The sequence below is a fragment of the Okeania sp. KiyG1 genome, from assembly GCF_014132355.1.
Lineage (GTDB): Bacteria > Cyanobacteriota > Cyanobacteriia > Cyanobacteriales > Microcoleaceae > Okeania.
This window is the reverse complement of the sequence record NZ_BLZO01000013.1, coordinates 1-23,837: the sequence shown is the minus strand read 5'-3', so window position 1 is coordinate 23,837 and position 23,837 is coordinate 1. Positions and strand designations below refer to the sequence as shown.

The 23,837-nt window shown below is 37.3% G+C and carries 27 protein-coding genes; 13 read left to right on the top strand and 14 right to left on the bottom strand.

The features are described 5' to 3' along the window. The first annotated feature begins 8 nt into the window (after window positions 1-8). Window positions 9-4,178 (top strand): bifunctional DNA primase/polymerase, encoded by a 4,170-nt coding sequence (locus SAGCYANO_RS01575; RefSeq protein ID WP_202218488.1) that lies wholly within the window; start codon window positions 9-11, stop codon window positions 4,176-4,178. 66 nt (window positions 4,179-4,244) lie between these two features. On the opposite strand, the gene SAGCYANO_RS01570 is transcribed toward SAGCYANO_RS01575, so the two are convergent. After that, window positions 4,245-4,868, bottom strand: a complete 624-nt coding sequence (locus SAGCYANO_RS01570; protein ID WP_202218487.1) for a hypothetical protein — start codon at window positions 4,866-4,868, stop codon at window positions 4,245-4,247. A 288-nt stretch (window positions 4,869-5,156) separates the two neighbouring features. Beyond that, window positions 5,157-5,567, bottom strand: a complete 411-nt coding sequence (locus SAGCYANO_RS01565) for a hypothetical protein (RefSeq protein WP_202218486.1) — start codon at window positions 5,565-5,567, stop codon at window positions 5,157-5,159. Window positions 5,568-5,872: 305 nt separating this feature from the next. On the opposite strand from SAGCYANO_RS01565, the gene SAGCYANO_RS01560 reads away from it, so the two are divergent. The 9 genes from SAGCYANO_RS01560 (at window position 5,873) to SAGCYANO_RS01520 (ending at window position 12,735) form a co-directional block, all read left to right on the top strand. Further along, window positions 5,873-6,880 (top strand): hypothetical protein, encoded by a 1,008-nt coding sequence (locus tag SAGCYANO_RS01560; protein WP_202218485.1) that lies wholly within the window; start codon window positions 5,873-5,875, stop codon window positions 6,878-6,880. A gap of 218 nt (window positions 6,881-7,098) precedes the next feature. Further along, window positions 7,099-7,755, top strand: a complete 657-nt coding sequence (locus SAGCYANO_RS01555) for a hypothetical protein (RefSeq protein ID WP_202218484.1) — start codon at window positions 7,099-7,101, stop codon at window positions 7,753-7,755. Window positions 7,756-7,948: 193 nt separating this feature from the next. Then, window positions 7,949-8,503 carry a hypothetical protein gene (locus SAGCYANO_RS01550; protein ID WP_202218483.1) on the top strand — a complete coding sequence of 185 codons (555 nt, stop codon included), beginning with the start codon at window positions 7,949-7,951 and terminating at the stop codon, window positions 8,501-8,503. 335 nt (window positions 8,504-8,838) lie between these two features. Further along, a complete protein-coding gene (locus SAGCYANO_RS01545; RefSeq protein WP_202218482.1) occupies window positions 8,839-10,530 on the top strand; it encodes a hypothetical protein in 1,692 nt (563 codons plus the stop codon). Between the two features lie 57 nt (window positions 10,531-10,587). Continuing rightward, window positions 10,588-10,920 (top strand): IS1 family transposase, encoded by a 333-nt coding sequence (locus tag SAGCYANO_RS01540; RefSeq protein ID WP_202218481.1) that lies wholly within the window; start codon window positions 10,588-10,590, stop codon window positions 10,918-10,920. A 56-nt stretch (window positions 10,921-10,976) separates the two neighbouring features. Next, window positions 10,977-11,141, top strand: coding sequence for a hypothetical protein (locus SAGCYANO_RS01535; RefSeq protein WP_202218480.1), 165 nt, complete (start codon window positions 10,977-10,979; stop codon window positions 11,139-11,141). A 138-nt stretch (window positions 11,142-11,279) separates the two neighbouring features. Beyond that, complete coding sequence (locus SAGCYANO_RS01530) at window positions 11,280-11,591, top strand: hypothetical protein (protein WP_202218479.1); 312 nt, start codon at window positions 11,280-11,282, stop codon at window positions 11,589-11,591. 56 nt (window positions 11,592-11,647) lie between these two features. Next, window positions 11,648-12,403: a formylglycine-generating enzyme family protein gene (locus SAGCYANO_RS01525; protein WP_202218478.1), complete on the top strand. Its 756-nt coding sequence runs from the start codon at window positions 11,648-11,650 to the stop codon at window positions 12,401-12,403. Window positions 12,404-12,441: 38 nt separating this feature from the next. Beyond that, entirely contained in the window at window positions 12,442-12,735 is a 294-nt protein-coding gene (locus SAGCYANO_RS01520; protein WP_202218477.1) for a hypothetical protein, read from the top strand. Here the strand turns inward: SAGCYANO_RS01520 and SAGCYANO_RS01515 are convergent. From SAGCYANO_RS01515 to SAGCYANO_RS01505, 3 genes are all read right to left on the bottom strand, one after another. Continuing rightward, window positions 12,727-13,920 (bottom strand): XRE family transcriptional regulator, encoded by a 1,194-nt coding sequence (locus SAGCYANO_RS01515; RefSeq protein WP_202218476.1) that lies wholly within the window; start codon window positions 13,918-13,920, stop codon window positions 12,727-12,729. The genes SAGCYANO_RS01520 and SAGCYANO_RS01515 overlap by 9 nt on opposite strands. Before the next feature lie 101 nt (window positions 13,921-14,021). Next, window positions 14,022-14,375 (bottom strand): DUF86 domain-containing protein, encoded by a 354-nt coding sequence (locus tag SAGCYANO_RS01510; RefSeq protein WP_202218475.1) that lies wholly within the window; start codon window positions 14,373-14,375, stop codon window positions 14,022-14,024. Then, entirely contained in the window at window positions 14,362-14,709 is a 348-nt protein-coding gene (locus SAGCYANO_RS01505) for a nucleotidyltransferase family protein (RefSeq protein WP_237395524.1), read from the bottom strand. Before SAGCYANO_RS01505 ends, SAGCYANO_RS01510 begins: the two co-directional genes overlap by 14 nt. 201 nt (window positions 14,710-14,910) lie before the next feature. On the opposite strand from SAGCYANO_RS01505, the gene SAGCYANO_RS01500 reads away from it, so the two are divergent. Continuing rightward, complete coding sequence (locus tag SAGCYANO_RS01500; RefSeq protein WP_202218474.1) at window positions 14,911-15,105, top strand: hypothetical protein; 195 nt, start codon at window positions 14,911-14,913, stop codon at window positions 15,103-15,105. A gap of 336 nt (window positions 15,106-15,441) precedes the next feature. Here the strand turns inward: SAGCYANO_RS01500 and SAGCYANO_RS01495 are convergent, their stop codons facing one another. The 5 genes from SAGCYANO_RS01495 to SAGCYANO_RS01470 form a co-directional block, all read right to left on the bottom strand. Continuing rightward, window positions 15,442-15,717, bottom strand: coding sequence for a hypothetical protein (locus SAGCYANO_RS01495; protein WP_202218473.1), 276 nt, complete (start codon window positions 15,715-15,717; stop codon window positions 15,442-15,444). 153 nt (window positions 15,718-15,870) lie between these two features. Next, window positions 15,871-16,380 (bottom strand): hypothetical protein, encoded by a 510-nt coding sequence (locus tag SAGCYANO_RS01490; RefSeq protein ID WP_202218472.1) that lies wholly within the window; start codon window positions 16,378-16,380, stop codon window positions 15,871-15,873. Between the two features lie 67 nt (window positions 16,381-16,447). Next, the gene (locus SAGCYANO_RS01485) at window positions 16,448-16,867 is read right to left on the bottom strand and encodes a hypothetical protein (protein WP_202218471.1); all 420 of its coding nucleotides are present in this window, start codon (window positions 16,865-16,867) and stop codon (window positions 16,448-16,450) included. A 236-nt stretch (window positions 16,868-17,103) separates the two neighbouring features. After that, entirely contained in the window at window positions 17,104-17,931 is an 828-nt protein-coding gene (locus SAGCYANO_RS01475) for a hypothetical protein (RefSeq protein WP_202218469.1), read from the bottom strand. Between the two features lie 53 nt (window positions 17,932-17,984). Then, entirely contained in the window at window positions 17,985-19,667 is a 1,683-nt protein-coding gene (locus SAGCYANO_RS01470) for a hypothetical protein (protein WP_202218468.1), read from the bottom strand. A gap of 252 nt (window positions 19,668-19,919) precedes the next feature. On the opposite strand from SAGCYANO_RS01470, the gene SAGCYANO_RS01465 reads away from it, so the two are divergent. Next, a complete protein-coding gene (locus SAGCYANO_RS01465) occupies window positions 19,920-20,144 on the top strand; it encodes a CopG family transcriptional regulator (protein WP_202218467.1) in 225 nt (74 codons plus the stop codon). Window positions 20,145-20,199: 55 nt separating this feature from the next. Here SAGCYANO_RS01465 and SAGCYANO_RS01460 read toward each other — a convergent pair whose 3' ends face one another. After that, the gene (locus tag SAGCYANO_RS01460; protein WP_237395522.1) at window positions 20,200-20,337 is read right to left on the bottom strand and encodes a hypothetical protein; all 138 of its coding nucleotides are present in this window, start codon (window positions 20,335-20,337) and stop codon (window positions 20,200-20,202) included. Here SAGCYANO_RS01460 and SAGCYANO_RS01455 point away from each other — a divergent pair. Continuing rightward, a complete protein-coding gene (locus tag SAGCYANO_RS01455; protein ID WP_202218465.1) occupies window positions 20,336-20,482 on the top strand; it encodes a hypothetical protein in 147 nt (48 codons plus the stop codon). The genes SAGCYANO_RS01460 and SAGCYANO_RS01455 overlap by 2 nt on opposite strands. A 548-nt stretch (window positions 20,483-21,030) precedes the next feature. Here the strand turns inward: SAGCYANO_RS01455 and SAGCYANO_RS01450 are convergent. From SAGCYANO_RS01450 to SAGCYANO_RS01440, 3 genes are all read right to left on the bottom strand, one after another. Next, window positions 21,031-21,891 carry a tyrosine-type recombinase/integrase gene (locus SAGCYANO_RS01450; protein WP_307785795.1) on the bottom strand — a complete coding sequence of 287 codons (861 nt, stop codon included), beginning with the start codon at window positions 21,889-21,891 and terminating at the stop codon, window positions 21,031-21,033. Between the two features lie 641 nt (window positions 21,892-22,532). Further along, on the bottom strand, window positions 22,533-23,126 hold the full coding sequence (locus tag SAGCYANO_RS01445) for a hypothetical protein (RefSeq protein ID WP_202218463.1): 594 nt from the start codon (window positions 23,124-23,126) through the stop codon (window positions 22,533-22,535). A 458-nt stretch (window positions 23,127-23,584) separates the two neighbouring features. Then, on the bottom strand, window positions 23,585-23,837 hold a 253-nt coding region (locus SAGCYANO_RS01440; RefSeq protein WP_202218462.1), incomplete at its 5' end, for a hypothetical protein.

Below are 23,837 nucleotides of genomic sequence, written 5' to 3'. Positions count from 1 at the left end.
AGTGTAAAATGGATTGGAAAATATTTAATCGCCACCCCAGAGCCTCAGAAATAGCAGAAGGTTTAGGAATTATCCCTCCTAACTTGGCATTAACACCAGTAAGAGAAAAACGCCCCTATAGAAGTAACTGGCAACATGAAGAGCCAGTTAGTAGGGAAGCGATCACTACTGCCATAACCCAAGGGCAAGATTTAGTCAGTAAAAAAGGTAAACCATATACAGCTTTTGATTCTGGATATGGGGTAAGACTAGGTGAGATATCCGATGGACTGCTGGCCATAGATGTAGATGGCGCTAGTGCCGAACCTATTCTCAAGGCTATTTGTCCAGATTTACCTAAATCTGTAAGTTGGACATCAGGAAAACCAGGACGGTATCAAATAGCATTTCAAATCCCGCCGGAGTATAGGGAAAAATTAGCCAACTTTACCCGAGCTGTAGTCCGAGAGTGGAAGGGCTTAAAAACTGACACAGACGAACTTTTAGAATTTCGTTATAATTATTGCCAGTCCGTTCTGCCGCCCTCCTACCATCCAACAACTGGTAGATATAGCTGGGTAAATTCCCCAGCAGATACAGAAGTAGCGATTGCCCCACAACCTATCCTAGATGTACTCCTAGAACTAGCCGACAAGGAAGCTAAGGCCACCACTGAAGCTGAGGTGAAAAAGGCAGAACGCGCGCGGTACTTAGAGCAACGTAAACTAGAAAGACAAGCCTTACCTACTCTCAGCACTGCTGACTCCTTAGCCGATATCCTAGAGCTGGACATCCTCCCCAGGCTAAATACAGAAGATATATATAATTGGAGCGAGCATCAATTTAAAAAGCATGGGCCCAATAAATTAGTTGGTTACTGCCCACAACACAACGGGTCTAGCGGTACGGCATTTCAAGTAAATACAAAAGATAATTCCTGGTATTGTCATGGTTGTCAAGAAGGCGGTCATCCTGTTCAATATCGTTGGTTTTTGAAAGGTGAGCATGGCACACCTACAGGCAAGGATTTTGTGGAGATAGTTGAAGAGTTAGCTAGTGATGCTGGTGTAGAACTACCTGAGTGGAAACCACAACATAAATCAAAGCCAATAACAAAAAAGCAATGGTGGGATAAAATCGGAGAAACTAAAGCGGGCAAAAGTTTTGCTGACTGGGTTGCAGGTAAAACCAGGAAGTTATTTGGTCCACTCAAACAGTCTAAACTAAAATCGGTAACGGTAAGCACTGACAAAAAAGGCAATCTGGAGAAGAACACAATAAAATATGAACCAGGAAATTTACCAGAATTTCAGAAATGGGTAGAGATGGGTTGTCCTCAAATAATTATCAGCAGTAGTGCAGATTTACCACTTCTCACTGCTGAAGCTTATTTGAACGGGTTCAGAAATATTCTGTGGAATATCTACGCTGGAGGTGGTAAGTCTTGGAGTGTAGATAAATTAGACTTATCCTTGTTTGGCATTGAACCCGATATCGAATTTGATGAAATGGGTAATGTCATTGATGAAAAATACCCAAGAATTATTTACTTAGATGCTAATTATCGAAACCCCTCTGTCGCTGGTATTGAACGTAAATTCATACCTCTTCCTGGTAAACATTTAGGATTGAAAAAAGATGGGAATAGACTCACAGCATTAGGAAATCCTCATTTAATCCGAGTCAAAAAAGATGAAATACCTGACATACCACCAAATTGCCCTGAAACATATACTTTTCTGGAAACCAAGAAAAAAGGTATACAAGTCTTTTCAGGCAAAGATTCACCTATTTGTAAAACTTGCCCTTTGCTGTATGATAAGAATGGTGATATTGGCTGTCCTCTAATTTTAGAAAGGCAACGCATTCAAGAAGAGGAAAATTATATCAGTTCATCTGTGCCTGGTTTTGGTAAATCTCGGCGTTCAGATATTTTGGTGATTGAAGAAGCTGAGGCTAATATTGTTCCGTTTGAGACTCTGAAGGTAAGTTTGACTGAAATTCAGAAGTTTGTCGCAGATAAAGTTGATGGTGCTAGTTTGCCTGATGAGTTGAAATTGGCATTAAAGGCCATATTAGTTCCTTTCCAGAAGGCTATTTCTTCTATTAATGCAGAGAATAAAAAATATGGTGATTCTCATATTGATGTGATGGCCAAATTACCTACTCGCTCCGAATTAGACCGGGCAATATTTGAAGCTTATTCTCAAATGTGGTTGACACTCTCTCTCCCATTGAAAAATTCAGACAGAGACAAACTAGACAAAAAAATTCTCAAAAAATATTCTAAGGACTGTTTAGCTACATCTCCAATCATAGATGGTCAATTTTCTTTACACAAACAATTTCTACTACAAAAACCAAATAACTTACTACTAGAATCATTCGATTTAATCACAGGTTCAGTTTCCCATTATTCTTATTGGGATACAACAAGCCAGGTGAATTATCAGAAAATTCTTTCCCAGAAAATAGAAAAAATCTCACGGCCTAAAAATACAAATACAACTACAAATGCCAAGCGCTCTGGAAGTGATATTTGGGGGAAAAATGAATGGCTTTATACTAATGAGTTTGATGAAGATGGAGACCCCATAGTTGTTGGATGTAAAAATCAATGGGTTATCCCTAGCTTAGAGAATATCAGAGATGAAGTCTATTCATGGTTAGAAAAAAGTTTATCCATGCTCTCTGCAACTCAAACTCCAGCAGAGAAACAAATGCTGATTCAACAAAAAGTCCATCTCAATTGGCTTTCCCCTCTGCTTGATGTATTTTGTGGTAACAAAAAAATTAGTTTGGGAATTACACCACATAAGGAGTTGACATTTACTCGTCCAAGTCGTCATCCACAACAGTTAGTTAAGAATTCAGCTTTTAATATCTTTATTGATGCTACTGCTGATGAGAAGGACTTACAGCGACTTACTGGTTTGGGTAAACCATCACCTGAAAAAGTTTCATTACTAACTGAAGAGTTGGCTATTGCTGAGGGTTTACTTATTCATTGGCCAGGAACTGTTGAGGATGAAGGGTATCAAGATTTATCCAAAAATGTTGAGGTAATTCGTGAAGAGTTGGAACAGGCTAAGTTTGAGGAAGCGGGTAAGTATATTTTGGTGGTGGAGATGGAATTGCCTGACTATAGTAATCTTACTATTAACTTAATTACGGATATGGGTGCTTGTGGTACTCAGCGTCGTTATGATTCTCGGTATGCTAATGGTAATCGAATTAAGTTTTTGGTGCAGGCGATCGCTGATCAAGAGAATAAACCTAATTCGTCTACTTTGTTTGATTTCCAGGGACATATTGAGCAATATCAGGATATAGAAAATATTGGACGCTTGGGGTATCATTTCCGGGATAATCGTGCTAGTAATCAATCTCAAAAGGATGATTTATTAATTTGCGTGGGTAAGCAGACTCGGAATTTGTCTGCTATGGCGGCTCAATGGCAAGCTACTACTGGTCAAGCTGTTGTGCCTAATAGGTTGACAGGTAGGTATGGGGAGTGGGTGGTTCGCCAGAATATGAATGAGACTATTCAGACTTATGCTCGTCTAAGGGCGAACCGTCGTCAGAATGAGGGATTAACTATTTATCATGTTGCTCCTTTTAATGAGATGGAAATTGCTGAAATTCAGAGGAATTATCCGGGGGCAACGGTTAATGTTGTGAGTAGTTTTGATGTTTGTCCACAGGCGGCTCCTAAAGGTGAGCAGGTTAAGCGTAGGTTGGTGGAGGCTGTTTTTAGTCTAGTCAAAGATGGTGAAAAGGTAACTCAAGCTAAGGTGGGGGAAATAATTGGTATTGAAAGAACTGGTGTGGGGCGAAAGGGTAAAATGCTTACTCCTGGAGGGTTTAAGCGGATTGAGAAAATGTGCAAAACAGTTATATATTCTCTAATAGATAATAACAAAATGCACATCTGTGAAACTGTTGTGGATACTGAGTTTGAGGAATCTTTTACTTTTTTGGAAATTTGGATACCTGCTCTGTTGCAGGATTTGAGAGATCAAGCCATGACAGCGGAGGAATTAGCTCATGAAGTGGCTGAGGTAGTTAAGATTTTTGGCCGAAAAATCCTGGATTTTGTGTCTGTTGATACGCTTGTTGGTTTGTTGAGTGGGTTGTTGGGGGTGATGCCTTTGGAGTTTTTTGAGAGGCTGCAGTTGGCTTTGGGGCCACCTGAATAGTTGGTGTTGGGTTTGATTGAGATTTTATAAAAAAATTAACCTACTCCCCAAGTAGGCAGGGTGGAGCTATGGCGTTTCAAAAATATTTTTGATTAAATTTGTTGATTTGACAGATAGATAATCTCGAAAATCAGCATCAACAAATTCTCCTATCTTAATCATTTCAACTTTACTCAGTCTTTTTTTGAAAACAATATAGCCAAAAGTTTGAGCATTTTTATCGTCGGCGTAATATCCACCATTACAAGTCAAATTTATTTCAGCATTACTTTGCGTCTGTGGATAAACAAAGAATTCCGAATCAATACTTTTTACTATCTCAAACAAGAATTCATAGAAAATTTCTAATTCATTATTATCTATGGTTGAAGCTAATATCTCTACTATAAATACGGGAGTTATCCAGACTGAACCACTATGACCACAAGGTGTGATACTCACTCCATTACTTAGTAATACATCAATTTTAAATCCGACATTATTTATTTCGTTTTCTGTTTTGTTAAGAGAAAATAGTGGTAAGGTATACCCAATATTCCCTCTTAATTGTTTAGCTTCAAAAAAAACTTGAAGATACTTTTCAAGACTAGCAAAAATTTTGTTATAGCCAAAAGTAGTTTTCTTTTTATGATTTCTTTTTCTTCCCATAATATTTTTAATAATTAATTTTTCACTGTTAAAAATCAACATAAATTATGCTAATAAACTAATATAATAGTATTTTAGAGTTACCGAATAATTAATAATTAATAGTTAATAATTAATAATTAAGAGTTGATAGTAAATTAATTATTAATTCAACAATTCAGGTTCAAAGCCTCCCCTTTTAAGGGGATAAATCAAAAATTTTCCTTTTATTCAATCCCCTTCTTTTAATAAGGGGTAATTATTAATTATTAATTATTCATTGTTAATTGCTGAAAATTTGTCGATTTTGAAAAATATCTTGAAAATCAGAAAACTCCCAGAGTAATATTGCTAAATTTTAATCTCATAGCCACCTTTGCAAATAGCATCTTTAGGTATACCAGCGGGGGAAAATATGACTACACCTGCTAAATCTTCAGGTGTATCTTTATTTGCAGTATACTTAAAATCTTTCTCCTGACATATATTTTTAGCAGCAGCAACTAAATTATCAAAAACTGGTTGATCACATCCTAACATCCATTGTTTTGCTTGATTATTATTGTTAATAATTACTTCTAATTGTGTCTGTATATATTCAATGCTGCCTCCCATAACAAGAGCGGTCACAAAATCTTTATTGTTGTCTATATCCTTCGACATAAACACACTATCAGTAATTTGCTCATACCCTGTATTTCTTTGTTTCGGTATTATACCAAAATTAGGATCTAACTGTTTTCTACGTTTTGCTTCACCCATACAAAATTCCTCCTAAATGTATTGCGAACGCTCTCCACAAAACCTGATATTTTTAATAGGAATTGTTATAATTATACTATATAAAAAGTATAACAAAAAAATCTAAGAACTAATCAAGGTGGAGTCAAAGCTGGCCATAAATTATTTGATGATTGTATTAAAGAGCAGCAAATTACTTTAGATATATTTCAGAAATATCGAAAATACTTTTTTGCCTTTTGATGGAAATCAATTAGCGGTAGTTTATCCTAGCTTTTGTTCGAGTTTGATAATGCGAGGAAAAATCAAAAAAGGAGAGCTTGAGTATGGTGTCTATTCCAGACCTAGAAAAAAATTTAGAAAAAATGCAGCAGCTCCTTAATGCTGCACAAAATGAAGTACAAAAGAAAACTTTCCAAGATATTATTGATAATTTAACTAAGCAATTAGAGTCAGAAAAATCTAAATTAAATCCGACTAAAGCTGAGGATTTTAAAGTAGATAAACCTTCAGATAAAGACACAACATTTCAATCAATTCAGCAGTCAAAAACTGAAACTAAAAAACAGACAGAATCAAAGCCTAAATCTGAATCTCAAAAAGTAGCTACTTCAGAAGTTAAAGAAGAAGAAAAATTAGAAAATAAAGAAGAAGAAAGTCTACCACCAAAACAAGATTATGCTTTCCAAGGTATAGGAACTTTATATGGCAGAATAGTCAGGCGATATGAGGATAATGATGCTTACTACAATCTAATTTCAGAAGGTAAAACTTATGAATTAATTTATAATAGCCCAAAGGTAAAAGAGTTTCTCAGGCTAGACTACAATCCTGACAAAGATAGGTATTTGACTGTTTATCCTCATCTCACACATTTCCCTAACAAAAATACTCCCCCCAAACTAGCTTTTACAATAATTGCAGCCAATGATAATCCTCATTTAGATTTAAAAGTTAACGAGTTTAAACTATCAGGTTTGTGGCAATTTATAGCGGTCTGTAAATGTCCTGTAATTTCTATTCATAGGAATAGAAAAGGAAAAGGTGATCGCGTCTCACGATTAAAGAAAAAATTTGATAACGAGAAATTAAATAAACAAATTACCAGAGCCAATCATGTCCCTGTATTGTGGAGGGATGCTCCTGTAAAACCGTTCAGATTTAATCCTAAGTTGGAGAAAGATCAACAAGGCTCACGCTACTTTGTAGAAATTAAAGCTAAATTTTTACCAGGTAGAGAGCAATGGGGATTTATGGAAATACTTGGAGAGCCAACTTTAGATGTCCCTAAGTTTTACAAACCTGAGAAAATTTCTAATCCCCAAGTAGCTTGACATCCTTTTCCCGACCGCAAAATGGGAAAACTCATCTCTACGAATGTAAAGTTTTCTCCCGTAAAATCGCCTGATTATAAACGGGAGACCCCTTTTTGAAGTCTGATTGCGTATTAATTGCCTACGTTCCCAAACAGTTGCTTAGGTTCCTTGTACTTCCGTTTTTTAGTGTCTATATTTCAATTATAGACATCAAATAGACAAGGAGAGACAAACTGATGTACACATCTAAAATCCCTATTAGCTATGGATTACAGGGAAATGAAGAAAATTATGGAGACAATGTAATAGACTTCCATATAGACGACGAAGTAGAAGGACAGACAGACATTCCTGCTACTGAAACAGTTCGTTACACTCTTGAACAATTAGCTCAGGAACTAAGTATTTCTACCAAAACTATCTACCGTGCTGGCACTGGCTACTATCCCCGGATTTGCGAATGTTGGTATTGGTTAACAGAAGGATTCAAGGTAGGTGAAAGGTATACCCCTCTGGCCTTGGAGAAAATGCAAGAACTACAAGAGGCGATCGCTCTCAAGCTCCCAGATGGTACTAAAAATCCAGGCAAAATGCAGTATGAGGATTTCAAGCAGCAAGTATGGGCTTCCTATTCTCAATCTGAGCCAGTAGCTAATATTGTTCCCGCACCTAAATACGATTCTTCTAGAGCCACAGCTAATATGGCTCAAATATTCAGAATTAAAAACGAAGCAAGCAATGTCGGGAATGCGCTCGACCAACTTACCAGTTCTCTAGAGTCTTTTTATGGGCAAGTAGGGACAGAAATGTCGGCGCGTTGTGGAGCAGCGCTGGTGGGTAATTTCAATGATGGGATGGCACAAATACTAGAGCAGCTAGGTCACACTTCATAATGATTGCAGAAGTTACAAAGATATGCGTGTCTATTTTTGTGGGTTTTGTTGGTGCGATAGCTTACTATGAATATTCGGAAACCGCTTATTTTTCTGAATTTCAGAAATTACAACAACAGCATTCAGAATGTTTAAATAAGCGCACGCAGCAATTGAAATTAGTTGAAAAATTTTACAAGGAGTACAAAAAAAAATGACCTATACTTTAGGTTCCTCTGTGAAACCCAAGTTTTCCTCTACTCGTCAGAGGCTTTCTACTGTTAGTTTTGAGGGCGTTGAGTCAATCACACAGCATGATTACGATCTTCAGAAGCAGCACAAAGAAGGTCAAATGCGCTCTCTTGATTTGCAGATTATGGATAATAACCTGCTGGCTAAATCTTGGGATGTAGCTGCTTCTGGTGAGAAAGTTAAGCAAAGGCAAATTAACTACAACATTGAAAGCACTAACACTGATATTGCTGATGTTAAACAGTTAATAGCAGATGTAAATTATGAGCAAGAGCAGACTCGCCTTTCTTTGTCTCAGGAAAAGCATTCTCAGCTTCAGGACAGATTGATGTTTGAGCAAGCGTCTTCTGTGCAAGAAAGAGAGATGATGACAATCCAGGGTAACACTCGGCATTTGCAAATAGAGGAGTCAAAATTAAATCTTACTCAGCTACAGGTAGGTCTTAAATCTCGCTATGCTGCTGATTTTGAAGTGTTGGATGGAATATTTATTGAAGATTCAGCGGGTTTAACTTAGGAGATTAAAAATATGAAGTTTAACTTCATTCCGCTGGTTATTATCGTTAATTTCTTGGTTTTTTTGCTGTTTTTTGCTGCTTGTGCATTGACTATCAAGCTTGTTTTTAACTAGCTATCAGCTTTCAGCTATCAGCTCTCAGCTAAAAATCCAAGGGTATAAGTCCCCCACTATATTTAGAAAAAATTAGTGGTGTGTGTTAATGGGGGTTTGAATCCCCCATTATACAAAGTGAAAAGCTGATTGCTGATTGCTGACTGCTGACTGCTACTTTAACCTTTAGTGGAATCTTTCGTTCTTTAGTTTTATAGGGGTTGCTCCCTATTTTTTCTATTATGAAGTTCAAAATTGCAGTGGCAGGGATTATTGTTTCTACAGGAATATTCGTTTTTTCATCAATGAATGTGTACCTGGAGAAAAAGATTAAATTAGTATTGTTAGGTAGCTCTTTTCTGGGAATTATAGTCAGTACCTCGACTCTGGCAAATACTATTAATTCCTCTCAAGAAAAAATCGATAAAATTTCAAAGGATGCTGATTTAGAATTAGCAACTTTACAGCAGCAAAATGAAGAATTAATAAACTCTCTACAAAATAAAATTGTTGAAGTTACGCAAAAAAAGGATATTAAAATATCTGAGTTGGCTCAAGATCTAGATAAGTTAACTCGTAAGTTAAAAACCTGTGATGTTCGTGTAAAAGAAGCTTCGATAGAAATTGCTAATAGGTATGAAGCTGAAATAGTAGTTATCAAACAACAATTAAATGATGAGTTTACCACTGAATTAAATCAGGCGCTCGCTGTATCAGATGAACTTAGGAATCAGTTAGACTTATCTCAGCATAAACTAGAGCAGTTTTATAGTAGAGAAAATAATATAATTGCTGAAGAAAGAAGGTTAGACGATATAAAGAAACAGTTGAACTTGTACAAAGAACAACTGAAAATAAATCAAGAGAAATCAGCCTTGGAAGTAGAAAAAGCTTTATTGGCAGAAAAAGAAAAGTTTGATGAGTTAGTAAGGACTAATGAGCTTTACAAGCATCAGCTTTTAAAATATCAAGATGCACTAAACTCTCTACAATCTGAGAATACTAATTTAAAGAATAGTAGTAAGCTAAGAATTGCTCATGGTGCAAGTTACGAAGCTTATCTCTCTCAAATAATTCAGAATACTTATTTAGAGAACGAAATTAACGTTTCCTTTGCTGAATTTAATCGCTATGGAGATACTTTAGCTTTTAAGTTTTACCTAGTAGATTCTACCAAAGCTTCTAAAGCTTTAAAAATTAATCATTCCTTGGAATTATCAACAGGCAAATTTTGTAATACTGAGATAAAAGGAGGATACTTATTAGTCAAAACAGAGAATGAAAAATCTAGAGATGTTAGCCCAATTGTTGTCACTTCTGGTACTACTAAAAAGCGTGATACTTGTTGGTTAGATGATACCTTTGTTAAATCTCACCACGACTTAATTCTTGGCGCAACTGGTAGGGGAAAATCTACTTTAGTAGATAATATTGCAGCTTTAGCTAATATTCATTTTGGAGGGAACGCAGAAATCTTTGTAATTGACCCCAAATATCCTTATACAGAGTGGAAGTTTGCAGGTAAAAAATTTAAACCACAATACAAGGGTTTAAATGCCATTAATGAGGATTTTCGTACCAGTTTTGATGGTCTTAAAGATATGGTAAACTCTCTACAAAATAGATTAGATGCTGCGACTATTGCTGCGGAGAATGGAGATGAATTACCAGAAATAAAACCTCAAATCTGGGTAGTAGATGAATCTTTAATGCTGAGAGAGTATGATAAAGAATTACATAGCAAAGCTATTAAATTATTATCTACAGTTGGTCGGGCTTTAAAAATAAGAATTATTTTATTGACTCAAGAATCAAATGTTAATACAAACGGCTTAACTGTTAGTGGTAGCTTCAACTTCACCAGGTATTATTTAGGCGACTCTGCCAAGGTTCCTAGTGTGATAAATCGGGAGATAAAATCAGCTACAGAGTAAAATGAAATAGTAGCTAAAACTTCAGATTTAATCGAACGGGGTGAGAAGTATTTTGGGTTGATTTGTCCCGGTGAAGAGAAGGCGTTTGTGGAGGTTTTGCTTCCTCCCGGATTCTACGCCGAACAGCAAAATCCTCCACAGAAGGATGAGTCTGAAATCCAGTTAGGACAATCAACAGAGCATCTTAATCCTCCCGAACCGCCAAAGGTCGAAATGGAGGATAACCGCCGAAATAGTGCTAATAATAGCTGCCCTAAATGTGGAGGAAAAAACCTCCTTAAAAATGGTGTGCGCTCCTTAAAAAGTGGTAAAGTACAGCGGTATAAATGTGGGGATTGTGGTAAACAATTCTCTGTAAAGTTATCGGATGCAGTAGAGGTTTTAAGATAAAAAAAGTCATTTTGGAATTTAAATAATTAAATTGTAATTTGATAAATTGGAAAGATTTGATACTGTTTCCATGCGATGAAGAATACTGGGATTTGTGGCACTACTATAAATTTTTATGGGACAATTTACCTGCTGATACTTCGGGACATGATGAGTGGTTTAAGAGAGTAATGGCCGATGAAAAAGGAAAGAAGGTTTATGATAAAAGTAATTTTCTATAAACCAATAAAAATATTATTCAGAATCATCAGATTATTATTAATGACAACAGCAAAAATAATAATCTATTTCCTGGATAGGCCAGTAGAAATCCAGGGAAAACCAAAGGTAAATTATCATACTTATATCCAATCTCCAGAGTGGAAAGCCAAAGGAAAAATATTCAAGAAAAAAGTAGGCGATCGCTGCCAAGTATTTCCTTGGATAAAATTAAAAACTACGCTATTTATCACTGTTTTTACAGTAATTTAGGCAATGAAAAGTGGAATATTGATTGTGTAGTTTTGTCAAAATCTGCTCATGCCATTGTGCATAGTTGGTTGGCTGGTTCTATCTATCCCATAGGAGTAAGTGAGCAAGAAAAAAAAGGTAGTAAATATCCTAATTTCTTTCAAAGAGTTTTTCATTTGTATGCTCGTTTAATCGGCTTACTTCTGTATCTCTTGAGGTAGGATTTGTTTCCGTCCCCAAATGCTTTAAATTGTTGTTCAAACAGTACATACAAAAAATGAAACTCAATCAAATTATCAATAATCAAATGTTAGGTGACGATGACAGTATCATACTAGAGATGATATCTGTTCCGGGTGGCAAATTTAAAATGGGTGCGCCGACAGAGGAAGAAATGTCTCAAGAAGATGAACGACCTCAACATATAGTTACCATTAAACCTTTTTTGATCGGTAGATACCCGATTACTCAGGAGCAGTGGAGGACTGTTGCCAACCTTCCACAAATTAAACGTCATCTTGAACCTAGTCCATCTTTTTTCAAAGGAGATAAATTACCAGTAGAGCGAGTTAATTGGTATCAAGCACAGGAATTCTGCGATCGCTTATCACAAAGGACTGGTAGAAAATATCGCTTACCCACTGAGGCTGAGTGGGAATATGCTTGTCGCGCCGGGACGACTACTCCCTTTCACTTTGGAGAAACTATAACGTCGGAGTTAGTTAACTATGGACGGGAAATAGGACAAACAACAGATGTAGGAAGTTTTCCTCCCAATGCTTTTGGGATATACGATATGCACGGCAATGTCCGGGAGTGGTGTGAGGACTATGAACACGGAAATTATTATAATGCACCATCTGATGGTAGTGCATGGTTAAATGATGGAAATGAGGAATATCGAGTTTTGCGCGGTGGTTCTTGGGATTCTTTCCATGTTTTCTGTCGTTCAGCATATCGTTTTGCAGGCAACCCTAGTGTTCGTAAAAAGGAAAATGGATTACGACTGGCGCTGGACATCTCTAAACAATAAAAAAACTTATAGAATATCAAAAACAGGGAGAAAGTTATATGAAAAGATATACTCACACTAAAAGAAAAACAATAGTCCCAACATTGATCGAACTATGGATAGGAAGAATTAAAAAAGTTTTAGGGGACTGGAGAGTAAAAGAGCATACTAATTATGGGGTCATACTAACTAAGTCAATCAATTCATCTAAAACTATCAAGATCATACTAAATGAAAAAGAAGAAAAAGCAACCATAGTTGTTGATGAAGAAGCTTATATGTATCCAAGACAAAATTTGGATGATTTTGAGGAAAAGCTTTGGGAACACCATCCAGAACGTACATTAAACTAAGTTACTTTCAAAAGTTTTATTATGTCCTCGCAATATATTAGCAATATGACGTGCTTCTAGGCGATCGACATTTAGAAAATCAGCAAAGCGACCTTCAGTAATTATACCTTGGCCGAGAGCTTCAATGGCCAGATGTTGATAATGAACGGGTGTTATATCAATGCGTTGAGGAATTGCTTTAAAACCAAGTTCTTCTTGTACCTTTCTAACTTTTAAACCACGGTCGCGCAATCTCTCCCAAGTTCCAGAAGGCAAAAGTTCCATTTCCTCCAACCGATAAGTGAGAGCTTCCACAGACACACCGTAATAATGAGCTAGAGTAAATAAATTAGTCGGTGTAAACTTTTGATTTTTATTTTCACGGCACATATCATTAAACCGCTTTAGTAAACCACTCGTTGGCATCAAGAAATATTTTGGGAAAGCTTCAGCAAGTCGCTCACTTTCTGGCATCCTTTTGTATTGCCCCTCAATTAAGCCAACTACAGACTTACGTCGATGAGCTAGAAAATGTAGGTATCCATGTGCTAGAGACCAAAGTCTTCGTTCTTCAGGATGATTAGCATTAATTGCCATACACCCACCAAGTTTTTCATCGTAAGTATAGACCTCCGAATATTTTGATGGCATTTTCAAGTAAAAGATACGAAGTCCAACACTCTGCTCCAAGGTATCCCTGAGTAAAGGTATTGGTCCGTCCCCAAGTCCTAGTCGCTGACGTTCTTCAACTGCAATAGCTTCGGCAGTACGCTCTATTGGCATCCCACTCACCTCATATTCACGAGGATAGTTTTGTGGAAGTGGTGCATTTATAATCTCTTCAAGTTCTAGGTAATTTTGACAAAACTTCTCCCATTCCTGAACCACAGATTCAATCTCAGATTTGCGTACTTCATTTTGCCGATAAGCTTTCCTAAACTTAACTTTAAAAGGTTGAACTACTGGACGTTCGCGGACAAAATCACTGACGGATATTCCGTAAGCACGAGCAAGTTTAATTAGTTCGGTTGCTTTCAGACGGCGCTCTCCTTTTTCAATAGCAACCATCGTAGTCCTTGCAGCATTAATAACTTTTGCAGCCGACTCTTGAGTCATATTGCGTTTATTACGAGCTTGTTGGAGCTGCTCTCCCAAATGTCGTAGATCGATGTTGTCAAGGACATTGTTAGTTAGGGTATTATTCATCAAAATTTTTCGCGTAGTAATGTTAAGATATTGGATACAGAGCAATAGAGTTCAGTTTGTTGCTCCAGGTAGATATGTGGTCTTGCTTACGAAAAACCGTTTCATTCATCAGAAAGAGGAGGCAGTAAAACCTCTAACTGCTCTAATAAAAGGGGAATATCTGAGATGATAACTCCCCACAAAATTTCCGGTCTCACCTGGTCGTAACGATGAGCGATAATGTTTCTTAAACCAATCAAACTACGCCAGTTTATTTGAGAGTGTAACTGTTGAAATTCTAAAGATATCCGACGTGCAGCTTCACCCAAAATTTCAAATTGACGCTCTACTGCACTTTGTATTAAAACGCTCTGTAGATATTCATTGTAAGTTAAACCAGTAGTAAACTCTTGAATTCGACGAATTGCCTGTACCATATCCCAAACTGAAGGGATGTCTCTATCATTGTTTTGCATAAATTACTTGGTGAGTCTTTAAAATATTAGCTAACCGATAGGGGTTTTTAATCATAGCCTTTTCCACTACATCAACTGCACGTCCAAACTTTACCTCTAACTCTTCTTGCATATCTAATAACTTTGACAATGTTAACTGACTTGAAGTATCGTAAACTACCAAAATATCAACATCACTATCAGAGTTAAAATCATCTCGCAATACAGAGCCAAATAAAGCCAATTCAACAATATTCCAGCGTTGGCAAAACTCAGCAATTTCCTCCTCGGAAATTTTCAGACGTTTAGTGAGAATAACTGCTAAATCAATCTTTTGTTTTTCTGTAAGCATCATATTGTAATTCCTCAAATTTTCGTTCAAAAAGGTAATTAATAGTGATATTAGTCACGAAAGTTACTTATCTACTTCACTTTTGCATAGTTGAATAACTCACTCTTCACAATACTAAAAAATCACTCTTTACTCCAACTGCTCCTCACAACCACAACGAAAAAAAACAGAGATGATAAAAGTGTAGAGTTCAAGGTAAGTCTCATGCCTCAAGTTAAATTACTCCCCGGTGCAATAAACGAAATTATGGTAGCTGTAGCCGACAAATGTCCTTTAACTCAATCAGACCGTTATGGCCTCATGGCTGCTATATTGGATGAGTCCCTTAGTGAAGAAGACCGCCGCAGTGTTGATAGATTGTTACGTTCTGTTGTGAGAGGACGGGTGGAACTAGCATAGAGTTGTCTATCTTGACCAGTGTCCAAATTGTTCTGGCACTTCAGCAATTAACAATTAATAATTACCTCTAATTTTCAGATCGACATTATTACAACCTGCTAAATTGGAAGTAGAAAATTGGCAGTTACCCACAATTAAGAAACCTATTGATTTTGGAATTCCACGCATAGTTAGGTTGACTTTTAAACATCTATACGTTAAGTTTATTCAATAACCAATAAATATTTAGTAATAGATAATTGACAGTCAATTAATTTTGCATAAAAATACCTATTAGATGCAACCCAATGGAATTACACCATTGAGCTATTGCTGCATTTATGTGATCGCTACTACTTAGTAAAGACTAAGCATATCTACTTCTTCGTCTCCTCTTAAATCTCCATGAAATGCTGTGTACCCTTCACAGATAATCAGATACTCTTCTGGACTACGTTTTTTAACCGTATCAGACCAACAGCCTCCATAATCCAAGCTTGTGATATCTTCAATACTTAAGTTATCGCATTCATATCCATCATCTTCAAGCCATATTTCAAACAATCTATAAAGGTTTACCCTACTCTTGCTGTACCAGCAGCAAAGGTAAGTTTTCTTAGTCCACTCTTTCATTTTTTTAGTTCCTATTTAGTACAATATGGATTGGGAGGCAAGGAACCAAGCATACATATAGGTGAAGTTTTCATGCTTTTGTCTTCCAAAACAACCCGATCCAGCAATCTTGTATTTTGTATTCCAAAGTTATTTTCATTTTGCATAAAACCTTTAAAGAGGTAATTCGAGTTGCTGCACCTGATTCCAATACTTATTCCAATATTGCCAATCCGGCTCCCACCAAATTAAAACAGATCTGGGATGTGGAAGTGGAGGTACTTCATGTGTCTTTTTGGTTTCAAACCTATAAATAGTACCAGCTTTGCAAGAATGCGGTGTACCATCATGCTTGAACATAAAATCGGTGGTACTCAAGGAATAACCAATTTTCCCGTATCCTGTTGCGTCCCGATGTGGTTTAATCCCGCCACCCTTCTCGTAATAACAAAGCAAGGATATTTTCCAGTTGGGACAATATTTACTTGCCAGTCTGTTCATTCGCTTATCTTTGTGCGCGGGTAGATAGAGAGGAGGTTTATCCAGGGTCACGCTCCAACCTAAAGTTAAAAATATCCTCTTAAAATCTAGTCTATACCTACCCCGACGCATTAGATGGTGCTTGCTTTCACACCAGTCCTGAAATGAGGAAATATTACTAATTCTGCCAATAGCTTCAACCATTTTATTTTCTAGTAATTATTAAGAAAACAAGGAAAGTTTAAGGGGTTTGTGAAACCCCCGAACAAAACTAGAAGTCAGTCCCGGCTAATAATTTATCTTGCTGTCGGACGCTGATAATGTGCTGGAGATCAGGGGCAGACAGGCCATCCAAGCACTGCATCTTGCCAGTACTTTGAGGATCGACAAATTTGCCAGAATCGTTCAATGTTGCACAAAGCTGTTCTATGGAATTGTCTTCCTTTGTCCGTTTTCGCCAGGTCCACTCTATTGAGTAATAGTTGATAGGCTTAACAACTCCGGTATCATCGGGTTTTTGCCCGGAGTGTTTTTTGAAAGAGGCGATAAATACTCCCTCAGCAGCTTCGACCCCTTGACATTGTAATTTGGTTACTAAATTTAAGAAGCTACGAGGGCGATCGTGTTTTTTGATATGTAACCATAAGGCACTCCCGGAATATATCAGGGCTAGTTCCGGAGTTCTCTGCAATCATAAATATCTGTCCCCAAAGTGTATCTTTTGTTTGGCCAAGAGTGCCAAACCACTTGGAGAATTTAAGGATGCTACATTCTAATTTATTACCTAGAGCCTCTTCTCCGAGCTTCCACTGACCCTCTTGACAGTTACAGCGAAGGTTGGGAATGTCGTCTGCAACTAGAATTGCATTTTCTGGCTTAGTTCCGAATACATTAAGTGTTGTTGTCATTGTTATATAATTTCCTTAACTATTGATTTTTAATGGATAGGGGCGTTTTTGTTGACATTTTTGCTATCATCCTTAAAGCTGCTCCCACTGCTTCAGTCAAACTGCTAGTTTTCTCAGAAGGGTGTAGCGCCCAATTGATAGAAAAGCTGGTGTAATATTCATTGTCACGCAAACGCTTTATGTAGCAATACTTTTCCTTACTTCGAGATACTTTGCACTGACCATCATCATCAGTTTTATAGGCTTTAAAACCATCCGGTAAGTAATTTGCTACCTTTGAGCCTATCCTGATTTCCTTGGGATGACGTATATATTCAGTATCCAAGAGCTCCTGCCAAATCTTATCAAAATACGGCTTTATATGGTCTGGAGTAGTACAAGAGAAGGACATATAAATCTGGTGACGATATACTAATTGGATATATTTACCGTGGTAATCATTCCGGTGGTATCCAAAATAATGCCCGTTGATGTACCCGTAATTGGGGTGTAAATCTTTTGACCACTGGATACTAAGATGCAGGTCTGGTCTGATTTTTGGATGTAAGATGTGTTTTGGTTTGATGAGCTGGTAGTAAATATCCTCATCACACATAAACCTTTCTAGCTCTAAATCATACTTTGCCAGTTCGTTTATCAGTGTGGGTGTGATGTTTAGATAGCTACCGAGATGATGACAAGCCCCTACCTCAGTCCCATAATGCCAAACCTTTAGAATCAATTCGTTATGTTCGACTCGAAACCCTTCTAATTGTTCAATCTCAACTTTTATTTTGTCTAACCAGCTTGGATCATCATCATCGTACAAAAAGCTAAAGTCAAAATCATCTGGAATGTAGTCATCCAAGGTATCCGCCCCGTCTAGGGAGGAGGCGGAATTATTACACGCCTCGGATGACTTTATATTTTTTTTAGGTTCAGTCCTTTGGAAAATATCGTGTATCCGCTTGCTGGAATATATACATTTTTACCATCCCAGACAACGTGTACTGTCCCATCTTCTTTGACGAAATTAACCTCAACAGTTTTACCGTTAGCGATGCTGTCTTTGGTATGTACTTCAATGATGTCGCCTGCTTCTACGCTTGGTTTGGATGCTGGCTCCTCTGCCAGTTTTCCAGTGGGTGAGCCACTTTGAGCATTTTTGGCGGGACCTAGTCCTGTGAAGTTATTATTGGCTATTTCCTGGGCTGTAGGTTGCTCTGGTTCTGGTTGTGCTTCTAATGCAGCTTCTAACTTAATCACAAGGTCAGTCGGGCAAGGTTTTTGAGACTTTGCATCTACTCCTTTAAGCGATCGCTTATCTACTATCTTGAATGTGTCATGCTTTACTAAGTAGATAACCCGCTTGGAATCCTCTACTTGCTTGCCATATAAGTAAAAACCTACATACCGGGCAATTTCTAGCTTTCCTAGAGCGTTGTGCCAACCAACTAAGTCAAAGGGTAAGGCAGCTCGCTTGGAATCCGCGACGACGTTGATGCACTTTATGAGATTCCGCTCGGCATGGGTGCAGCTTTCCCAAATCTCAAGAGCCATAGGTGCACCTATAGATGCTTTAAATTCCTCTAATTCTGATTTGTTCTTTTTGCTCAACAATTGTTGCTTCAGTTGCGAGAGCGTGGGTTCAGGTTTTTGAACCATTGACTCATCTTCTACTTGCTCAACATCAGCAGCTTTTAAAGTTTCGACAGTAGCCTTAGCTGTAGGCTTGTTTTGCTGCTGAACTTTGCCTACTTCTGATTTTTTAGATAAGCAATAATTATCAAGAGTGATAGATTTACCTTCGTTCACATCCTTTAGGAGTAAAGGCAAATCTAATGCGTAAGTCCTAATCAAGTTTTCTTCAAGCTCGATAGTGCTTAACAGATTACCTTTGTCGGTAAAAATCATCCCTAAAGATTTGCCTTTAATTTCTATGTACATAGCTATCTTGGGAATGCCTCGGGTCTTTGAAAATTCAAAAGTATCCAGTTCTGACAATACTTTTTCAACCAGAGCAATTTTTTCTTCTTCGTCGTCGGATTGAATCGGCAATACTACGGATTGTACCTGCTCATGTTCAGAATCCCATGATGAGTATGAAGTTTCGCTAGGGTCGGGAGTATTTTCTATTTTTTTGTCGGAATCAGTAACAATTTTTTCTTCTTGTTCCTCTACGCCTATATCGGTAGGGTTTAAAATTTTATCTTCTTCTGTTCGTGGAGTTAGAGGAATTTCTACAGGAGCATAAACAGGAGTGTAAGGAGTAGGGGCGGGGGTTTCTGGATCTGGAAAAATGCCTGCTTTTGCCTGTTTTGCTGCTTTCTCCAACTCATCCACAGATTCAATAGACTCAATCTCAATTCTTACTGGTGCTAGTGTCGGTTCTGGAGTAGGCTGGAGTTGTGCGAGGCGATCGCTTACCAGCAGTTTGTAATCTGGATGCTCAGTCAGTAATGATTCTAGTTCTGCAACAACTGACTTAATCTTGGTATCAGCTTTTGTTAACTCAGTCAGTCTGGATTTTGCTTTCTTGAGTTGAGCTTCTAAGATAGAGACCAACTCTTCTTGCTTGATAATTGTTTGGGATTTCAGTAACATATTAGTCTCCTATTTACTTAGGTCAGTTTCCTATTTACTTAGGGGTGGGACATCACCTAGAGCTTTGTCACGGCGTAACTAGGTGGTGTCCTTTGTTTTTTAGATGGTTTTTATTACCTTCTATACTTACTATTATAAACGCGGTTGAGCGGTTTTGTCAAGGACCTAGAGCAAATATTTTTGTGGCCAAAAAATAGACTAAGACCACGGTTGAGCGGTATACTAAAAATGTAGATAATGCAGGAGGAAGGTATGGCCACAAAGACTAAAAATATAGGATATGAGACAGTAGCTAAGACCAGAAATAAGGGTAAATTTGCCAGTCCTAATCACACACCTTTAGCTGGTACTTTGGGTGTTAGATTACCTGTAGATTTGGATGAATGGGTGGTCGTAGAAGCAAAGCGTAGAGGTTGCACAAAAAATGAGTTAATCAGAGAAGCGGTGCGGTTTTTTTCACAACATCAGGCTAGTTAGTTTTAAAGCGTACGCTCTTGTCTTTTTTTTGCATCTGTTTTTCCGGTAGCATTTGCTATCGGAAAGCTTGTTTATAGCTAAAGGGCGAACGCTGAAATATTTGGGTTGCCTCAAACCCAACTCCACAACCACCCTCCGTTTCAAACGGCAGTTGTGGAAAGCAAGATACAGCAAGCATTCCAGATGTTTGCATGGCCAACGGTGGTATTTTGTGGTTGGTTTTAGGGGAGAAAAAAGGTGAGATAGAATGGCCTAAATGGTTGCTTCATAACTATCGAGAATTGTGTGGAAAAACTGAAAATAATAATGAAGAAATAGACGAAGATATTATTTTTTAAATGGCTGAAATGTTCTGAATAATACCTAAACATTTCAGGCAAACTTTTTAGTGCAACGGCTGACCGACACCGCACTCTACTAATCTTAAAATAAATACAATTAATTCTCTTGCGGTCGTGTTGGGTAAAAAGTTTAGCTAGCGGCCTGAAATGTGTTCGCCGACTATACTATTTATAAGTAATAATGAAGGATATGGAAGGGTAAATATAGTTTTATTGCTTAACCTTTAATGTTAAAATCGAATATGTACATAATGGTACAAATAATCGAACTCAATATAGTAATTGCAGGTAGTAACTTAAAGGCGTATGGAAATATTATATTAAGAAAAATTTTCTCAATTTTAGAAAAAGGTTGTGTCATTATTTGTTTTGAACTAACAAATGCCAGATAATACAATATAAGTAATGTTATTGAAGAAATAGATATAGCCAAAAATGTTTATAAGAAATAATTAGTTCCAGCTCCTCATTTTGGGACTCAAAAATGTGTTTCCCGCCAAGAAAAATAAAATGTTTTGCGTTGATTAAGATCATATTGTTGATTATTAAAACTCCAAATTTTGTACCGCCCGTCGTTTAGTCTCTTCACCCCGCCGATCATACTTCGCTGTAGTAACGGGTGAAGCATGACCTGCTAATTTCTGAACAGTTACAATATCTACATTTGCGTCAAGGAGGTCAGAACAAAACGTTCTCCGAAAATCATGGGGACTAAACTCCTCAACACCAGCTTGTAGAGCGCGCTTCTTCAAAATCTTCAACACAGCATCAGGACACATCCTGCGCATCTGTAAGTTGCCACCCTTATTAATCGGACATAATAATGGTCCAGGCATCTCTCCTCTTACCTTTAACCAATTTTCCACAAGTGCGATCGCACTCTCTGGCAAATAAACCATTCTATCTTTACCTCCCTTCCCCAGACGAACCTGCACCTTTCCGGTTGTAGGGTCAAAATCTTCTAAGTCTAAATTAACCACTTCAGCTCGACGCAGACCCGTACCCCGTAGGATAGCAATTATGGCAGTATCTCTCACATCTATTGGTGCATCTGACTGACAGACCTCCATGATGCGTGTAATTTCAGAACGAGTAAGAGCGCGACCTCTAGGTTTTCCTTGAACTCTCATATTAGATAAATCAATTGCATTTGAATAGTCTTTTGGGTCGATTAAATCCAAACGCACAGCCTCTTTTAATACCCGCCTCAAAGCACAAAGCATTTTATTGACAGTGGATGGGGAATATTTTTGTCTAAGGACAACTTTGAGTGCAGCGGTGTGTTGGTAGCGGAGTTTAGACCAATCCAGAGTAAAAGCATCACACTCACCCCTCGTCAAGAGAGAGGCCATAGTGTTGAGAGACTGTCTCATTGTGACCACAGAACCAGGACTCAAAGAGGCCAAATAGACCCCCACAGGATGTTGGTTAAGAGGGACAGGGGCAGTAAGTTTAAGGTGGCCCTGGTCAGGTCGAGAGAGAATTTCCATGATTACTGTAATAGCTCTTTAAAAGTACGCTTCTCAAGAGTTATTTTGTCACAGTTTTTATCCTCTTTTTATTACCTTTTAATTTTCTCGGCTTTGAGAGATTTTTAATACTTTTTTGTGTCTATGTATTTCTTTTACTGCTTTATATCTTTTATCATAGCACGATTACTTTAATTTTAGCAATTTGTATAAAAAATAAATTAGTTAGTAATAGCTTAATTATATTTACTGAAATTTTAGCCAGAAAAGTCTGAATGAAATAAAAGGCCACGAAAATCATTGAGCTGGTTGAATTTATTGTCAGGTTCAATGAGGAAATAAATTTAGGGGACACGTTTTGGCCTAGTAGGCGTGTTATAGCTTTCGTCAAAAGTTGATGGCCTATTATAGAATCGCACCAAATAATGGTGGGAGTAAAATATTATGATGTTGAGAGTGGGCAGAAAAGGATAAACTATGGTTTGCATGATGCCGTATAGGTCTTGATATGATGTAATGCGATCGCTATAGTTTGATGGGACTCCTTGCATATAAAATGTGTGGAGCGTTGGAAATATTTAATAATAATTGCGGTATTTTTTCCGAGCCATCCGTTTCGCTTTTTTTGTATTCCATCTAGGCACATCTTTTAATCTAGGCACATCTTTTAATTCTCCAGGTAAAGTTTGACCAGTTAATTTGCTTACAACTGATGCAATAAATTTACAACAACTTTTAGGGGATTCTACAATTTGTTCTTCAGCAAAACGAATCACAACCCAATTTTTATCCAAAAAGAAATCATCTCTATTTGTATCTTTCGGAACATCAATACAGTGAGTAGGTTTCCTTTTCTTTGCATCATAAGGCTCATCTATTTCAATATCTACATATAAGTTCCACGCTGGCAAATGTAAAATAAAGTCTGGAGTATATGGATATTCTACATATTTTACCATCTTGTAATCTATTAATATTTGCCCAGGAAAATAACGATTTAATTTATCATAAAAACTAAATTCAGTGCGACCTTTTGGTGCAGAGCTTCCCGGAGTAGGAGACAATACTTCGAGCTGGTTGAACCGATGTTTATAGTGTTCAATGACCTTATTCCTTTGAATAAAATCAATCTGATTTGTTAAAATTTGACTGTGGCTATTAGTAGTTGCCAATTCCTGATTTTGCCATTGCTTTAATGCCTGTTCATATTGTCTTAAAGCCGAGTCATGTTCAGTTTTTTTTGTTGTATAATTGAACTCATTATAAAAATAAAAACACCCCTAATATAAATCCTAATGCTAGCACAATTGCTCCATAAGGCATAGGTATAAAAAAAGACATAAAAAACACACCCAAACTAATTAATATAAATTTGAGTTTTTAGGTTTTATTAGTTTAGGCATCAAAGGTTTGACAGGTTTTTTGGTACGCAAAGGGACTGTGGGTTCAGGTATTTTTATATCAGGTATTTGTACATCAATATCAAGTATTTTTTTGGGGATTTTTAAGACGGGGTAACATTCGCTCATAATATATTATTAAGTAGGCTGAAAAAATGGTCGTTATGAGAAGGAAATAGGCAATATCTACTCCCTATTGCACAATTTTACTTTTCGTTAAGAGAGTATCTTTATCTGCTAAGTTGTTCTCTGCCTCTATCTGAGTTCATCTTCTCCCGAGCTTCTTTTTCCAAGCGGTCTTGCCGTCTCAAAAACTCGTGCAACATATCCGCAGAAGCATTTGAACCACTATCAATCCATCCGTCACCATCACGAACACTATTAACAGTTTGGCCAGTCCTGCGGTCTATGATAGACATAGTAGCGTGGTCTGGTTCGTAAACTATTTGATGTGTAGGTGAATCAAATGTATTTGTCCCATGA

Excerpts from the sequence above, each read along its gene's own strand:
- SAGCYANO_RS01575 (WP_202218488.1), top strand. The coding sequence starts at position 9 with ATGGATTGGAAAATATTTAATCGCCACCCCAGAGCCTCAGAAATAGCA.
- SAGCYANO_RS01570 (WP_202218487.1), bottom strand. The coding sequence starts at position 4,868 with ATGTTGATTTTTAACAGTGAAAAATTAATTATTAAAAATATTATGGGA.
- SAGCYANO_RS01565 (WP_202218486.1), bottom strand. The coding sequence starts at position 5,567 with ATGGGTGAAGCAAAACGTAGAAAACAGTTAGATCCTAATTTTGGTATA.
- SAGCYANO_RS01560 (WP_202218485.1), top strand. The coding sequence starts at position 5,873 with ATGGTGTCTATTCCAGACCTAGAAAAAAATTTAGAAAAAATGCAGCAG.
- SAGCYANO_RS01555 (WP_202218484.1), top strand. The coding sequence starts at position 7,099 with ATGTACACATCTAAAATCCCTATTAGCTATGGATTACAGGGAAATGAA.
- SAGCYANO_RS01550 (WP_202218483.1), top strand. The coding sequence starts at position 7,949 with ATGACCTATACTTTAGGTTCCTCTGTGAAACCCAAGTTTTCCTCTACT.
- SAGCYANO_RS01545 (WP_202218482.1), top strand. The coding sequence starts at position 8,839 with ATGAAGTTCAAAATTGCAGTGGCAGGGATTATTGTTTCTACAGGAATA.
- SAGCYANO_RS01525 (WP_202218478.1), top strand. The coding sequence starts at position 11,648 with ATGAAACTCAATCAAATTATCAATAATCAAATGTTAGGTGACGATGAC.
- SAGCYANO_RS01520 (WP_202218477.1), top strand. The coding sequence starts at position 12,442 with ATGAAAAGATATACTCACACTAAAAGAAAAACAATAGTCCCAACATTG.
- SAGCYANO_RS01515 (WP_202218476.1), bottom strand. The coding sequence starts at position 13,920 with ATGAATAATACCCTAACTAACAATGTCCTTGACAACATCGATCTACGA.
- SAGCYANO_RS01510 (WP_202218475.1), bottom strand. The coding sequence starts at position 14,375 with ATGCAAAACAATGATAGAGACATCCCTTCAGTTTGGGATATGGTACAG.
- SAGCYANO_RS01505 (WP_237395524.1), bottom strand. The coding sequence starts at position 14,709 with ATGATGCTTACAGAAAAACAAAAGATTGATTTAGCAGTTATTCTCACT.
- SAGCYANO_RS01500 (WP_202218474.1), top strand. The coding sequence starts at position 14,911 with ATGCCTCAAGTTAAATTACTCCCCGGTGCAATAAACGAAATTATGGTA.
- SAGCYANO_RS01495 (WP_202218473.1), bottom strand. The coding sequence starts at position 15,717 with ATGAAAGAGTGGACTAAGAAAACTTACCTTTGCTGCTGGTACAGCAAG.
- SAGCYANO_RS01490 (WP_202218472.1), bottom strand. The coding sequence starts at position 16,380 with ATGGTTGAAGCTATTGGCAGAATTAGTAATATTTCCTCATTTCAGGAC.
- SAGCYANO_RS01470 (WP_202218468.1), bottom strand. The coding sequence starts at position 19,667 with ATGTTACTGAAATCCCAAACAATTATCAAGCAAGAAGAGTTGGTCTCT.
- SAGCYANO_RS01465 (WP_202218467.1), top strand. The coding sequence starts at position 19,920 with ATGGCCACAAAGACTAAAAATATAGGATATGAGACAGTAGCTAAGACC.
- SAGCYANO_RS01455 (WP_202218465.1), top strand. The coding sequence starts at position 20,336 with ATGGCCAACGGTGGTATTTTGTGGTTGGTTTTAGGGGAGAAAAAAGGT.
- SAGCYANO_RS01460 (WP_237395522.1), bottom strand. The coding sequence starts at position 20,337 with ATGCAAACATCTGGAATGCTTGCTGTATCTTGCTTTCCACAACTGCCG.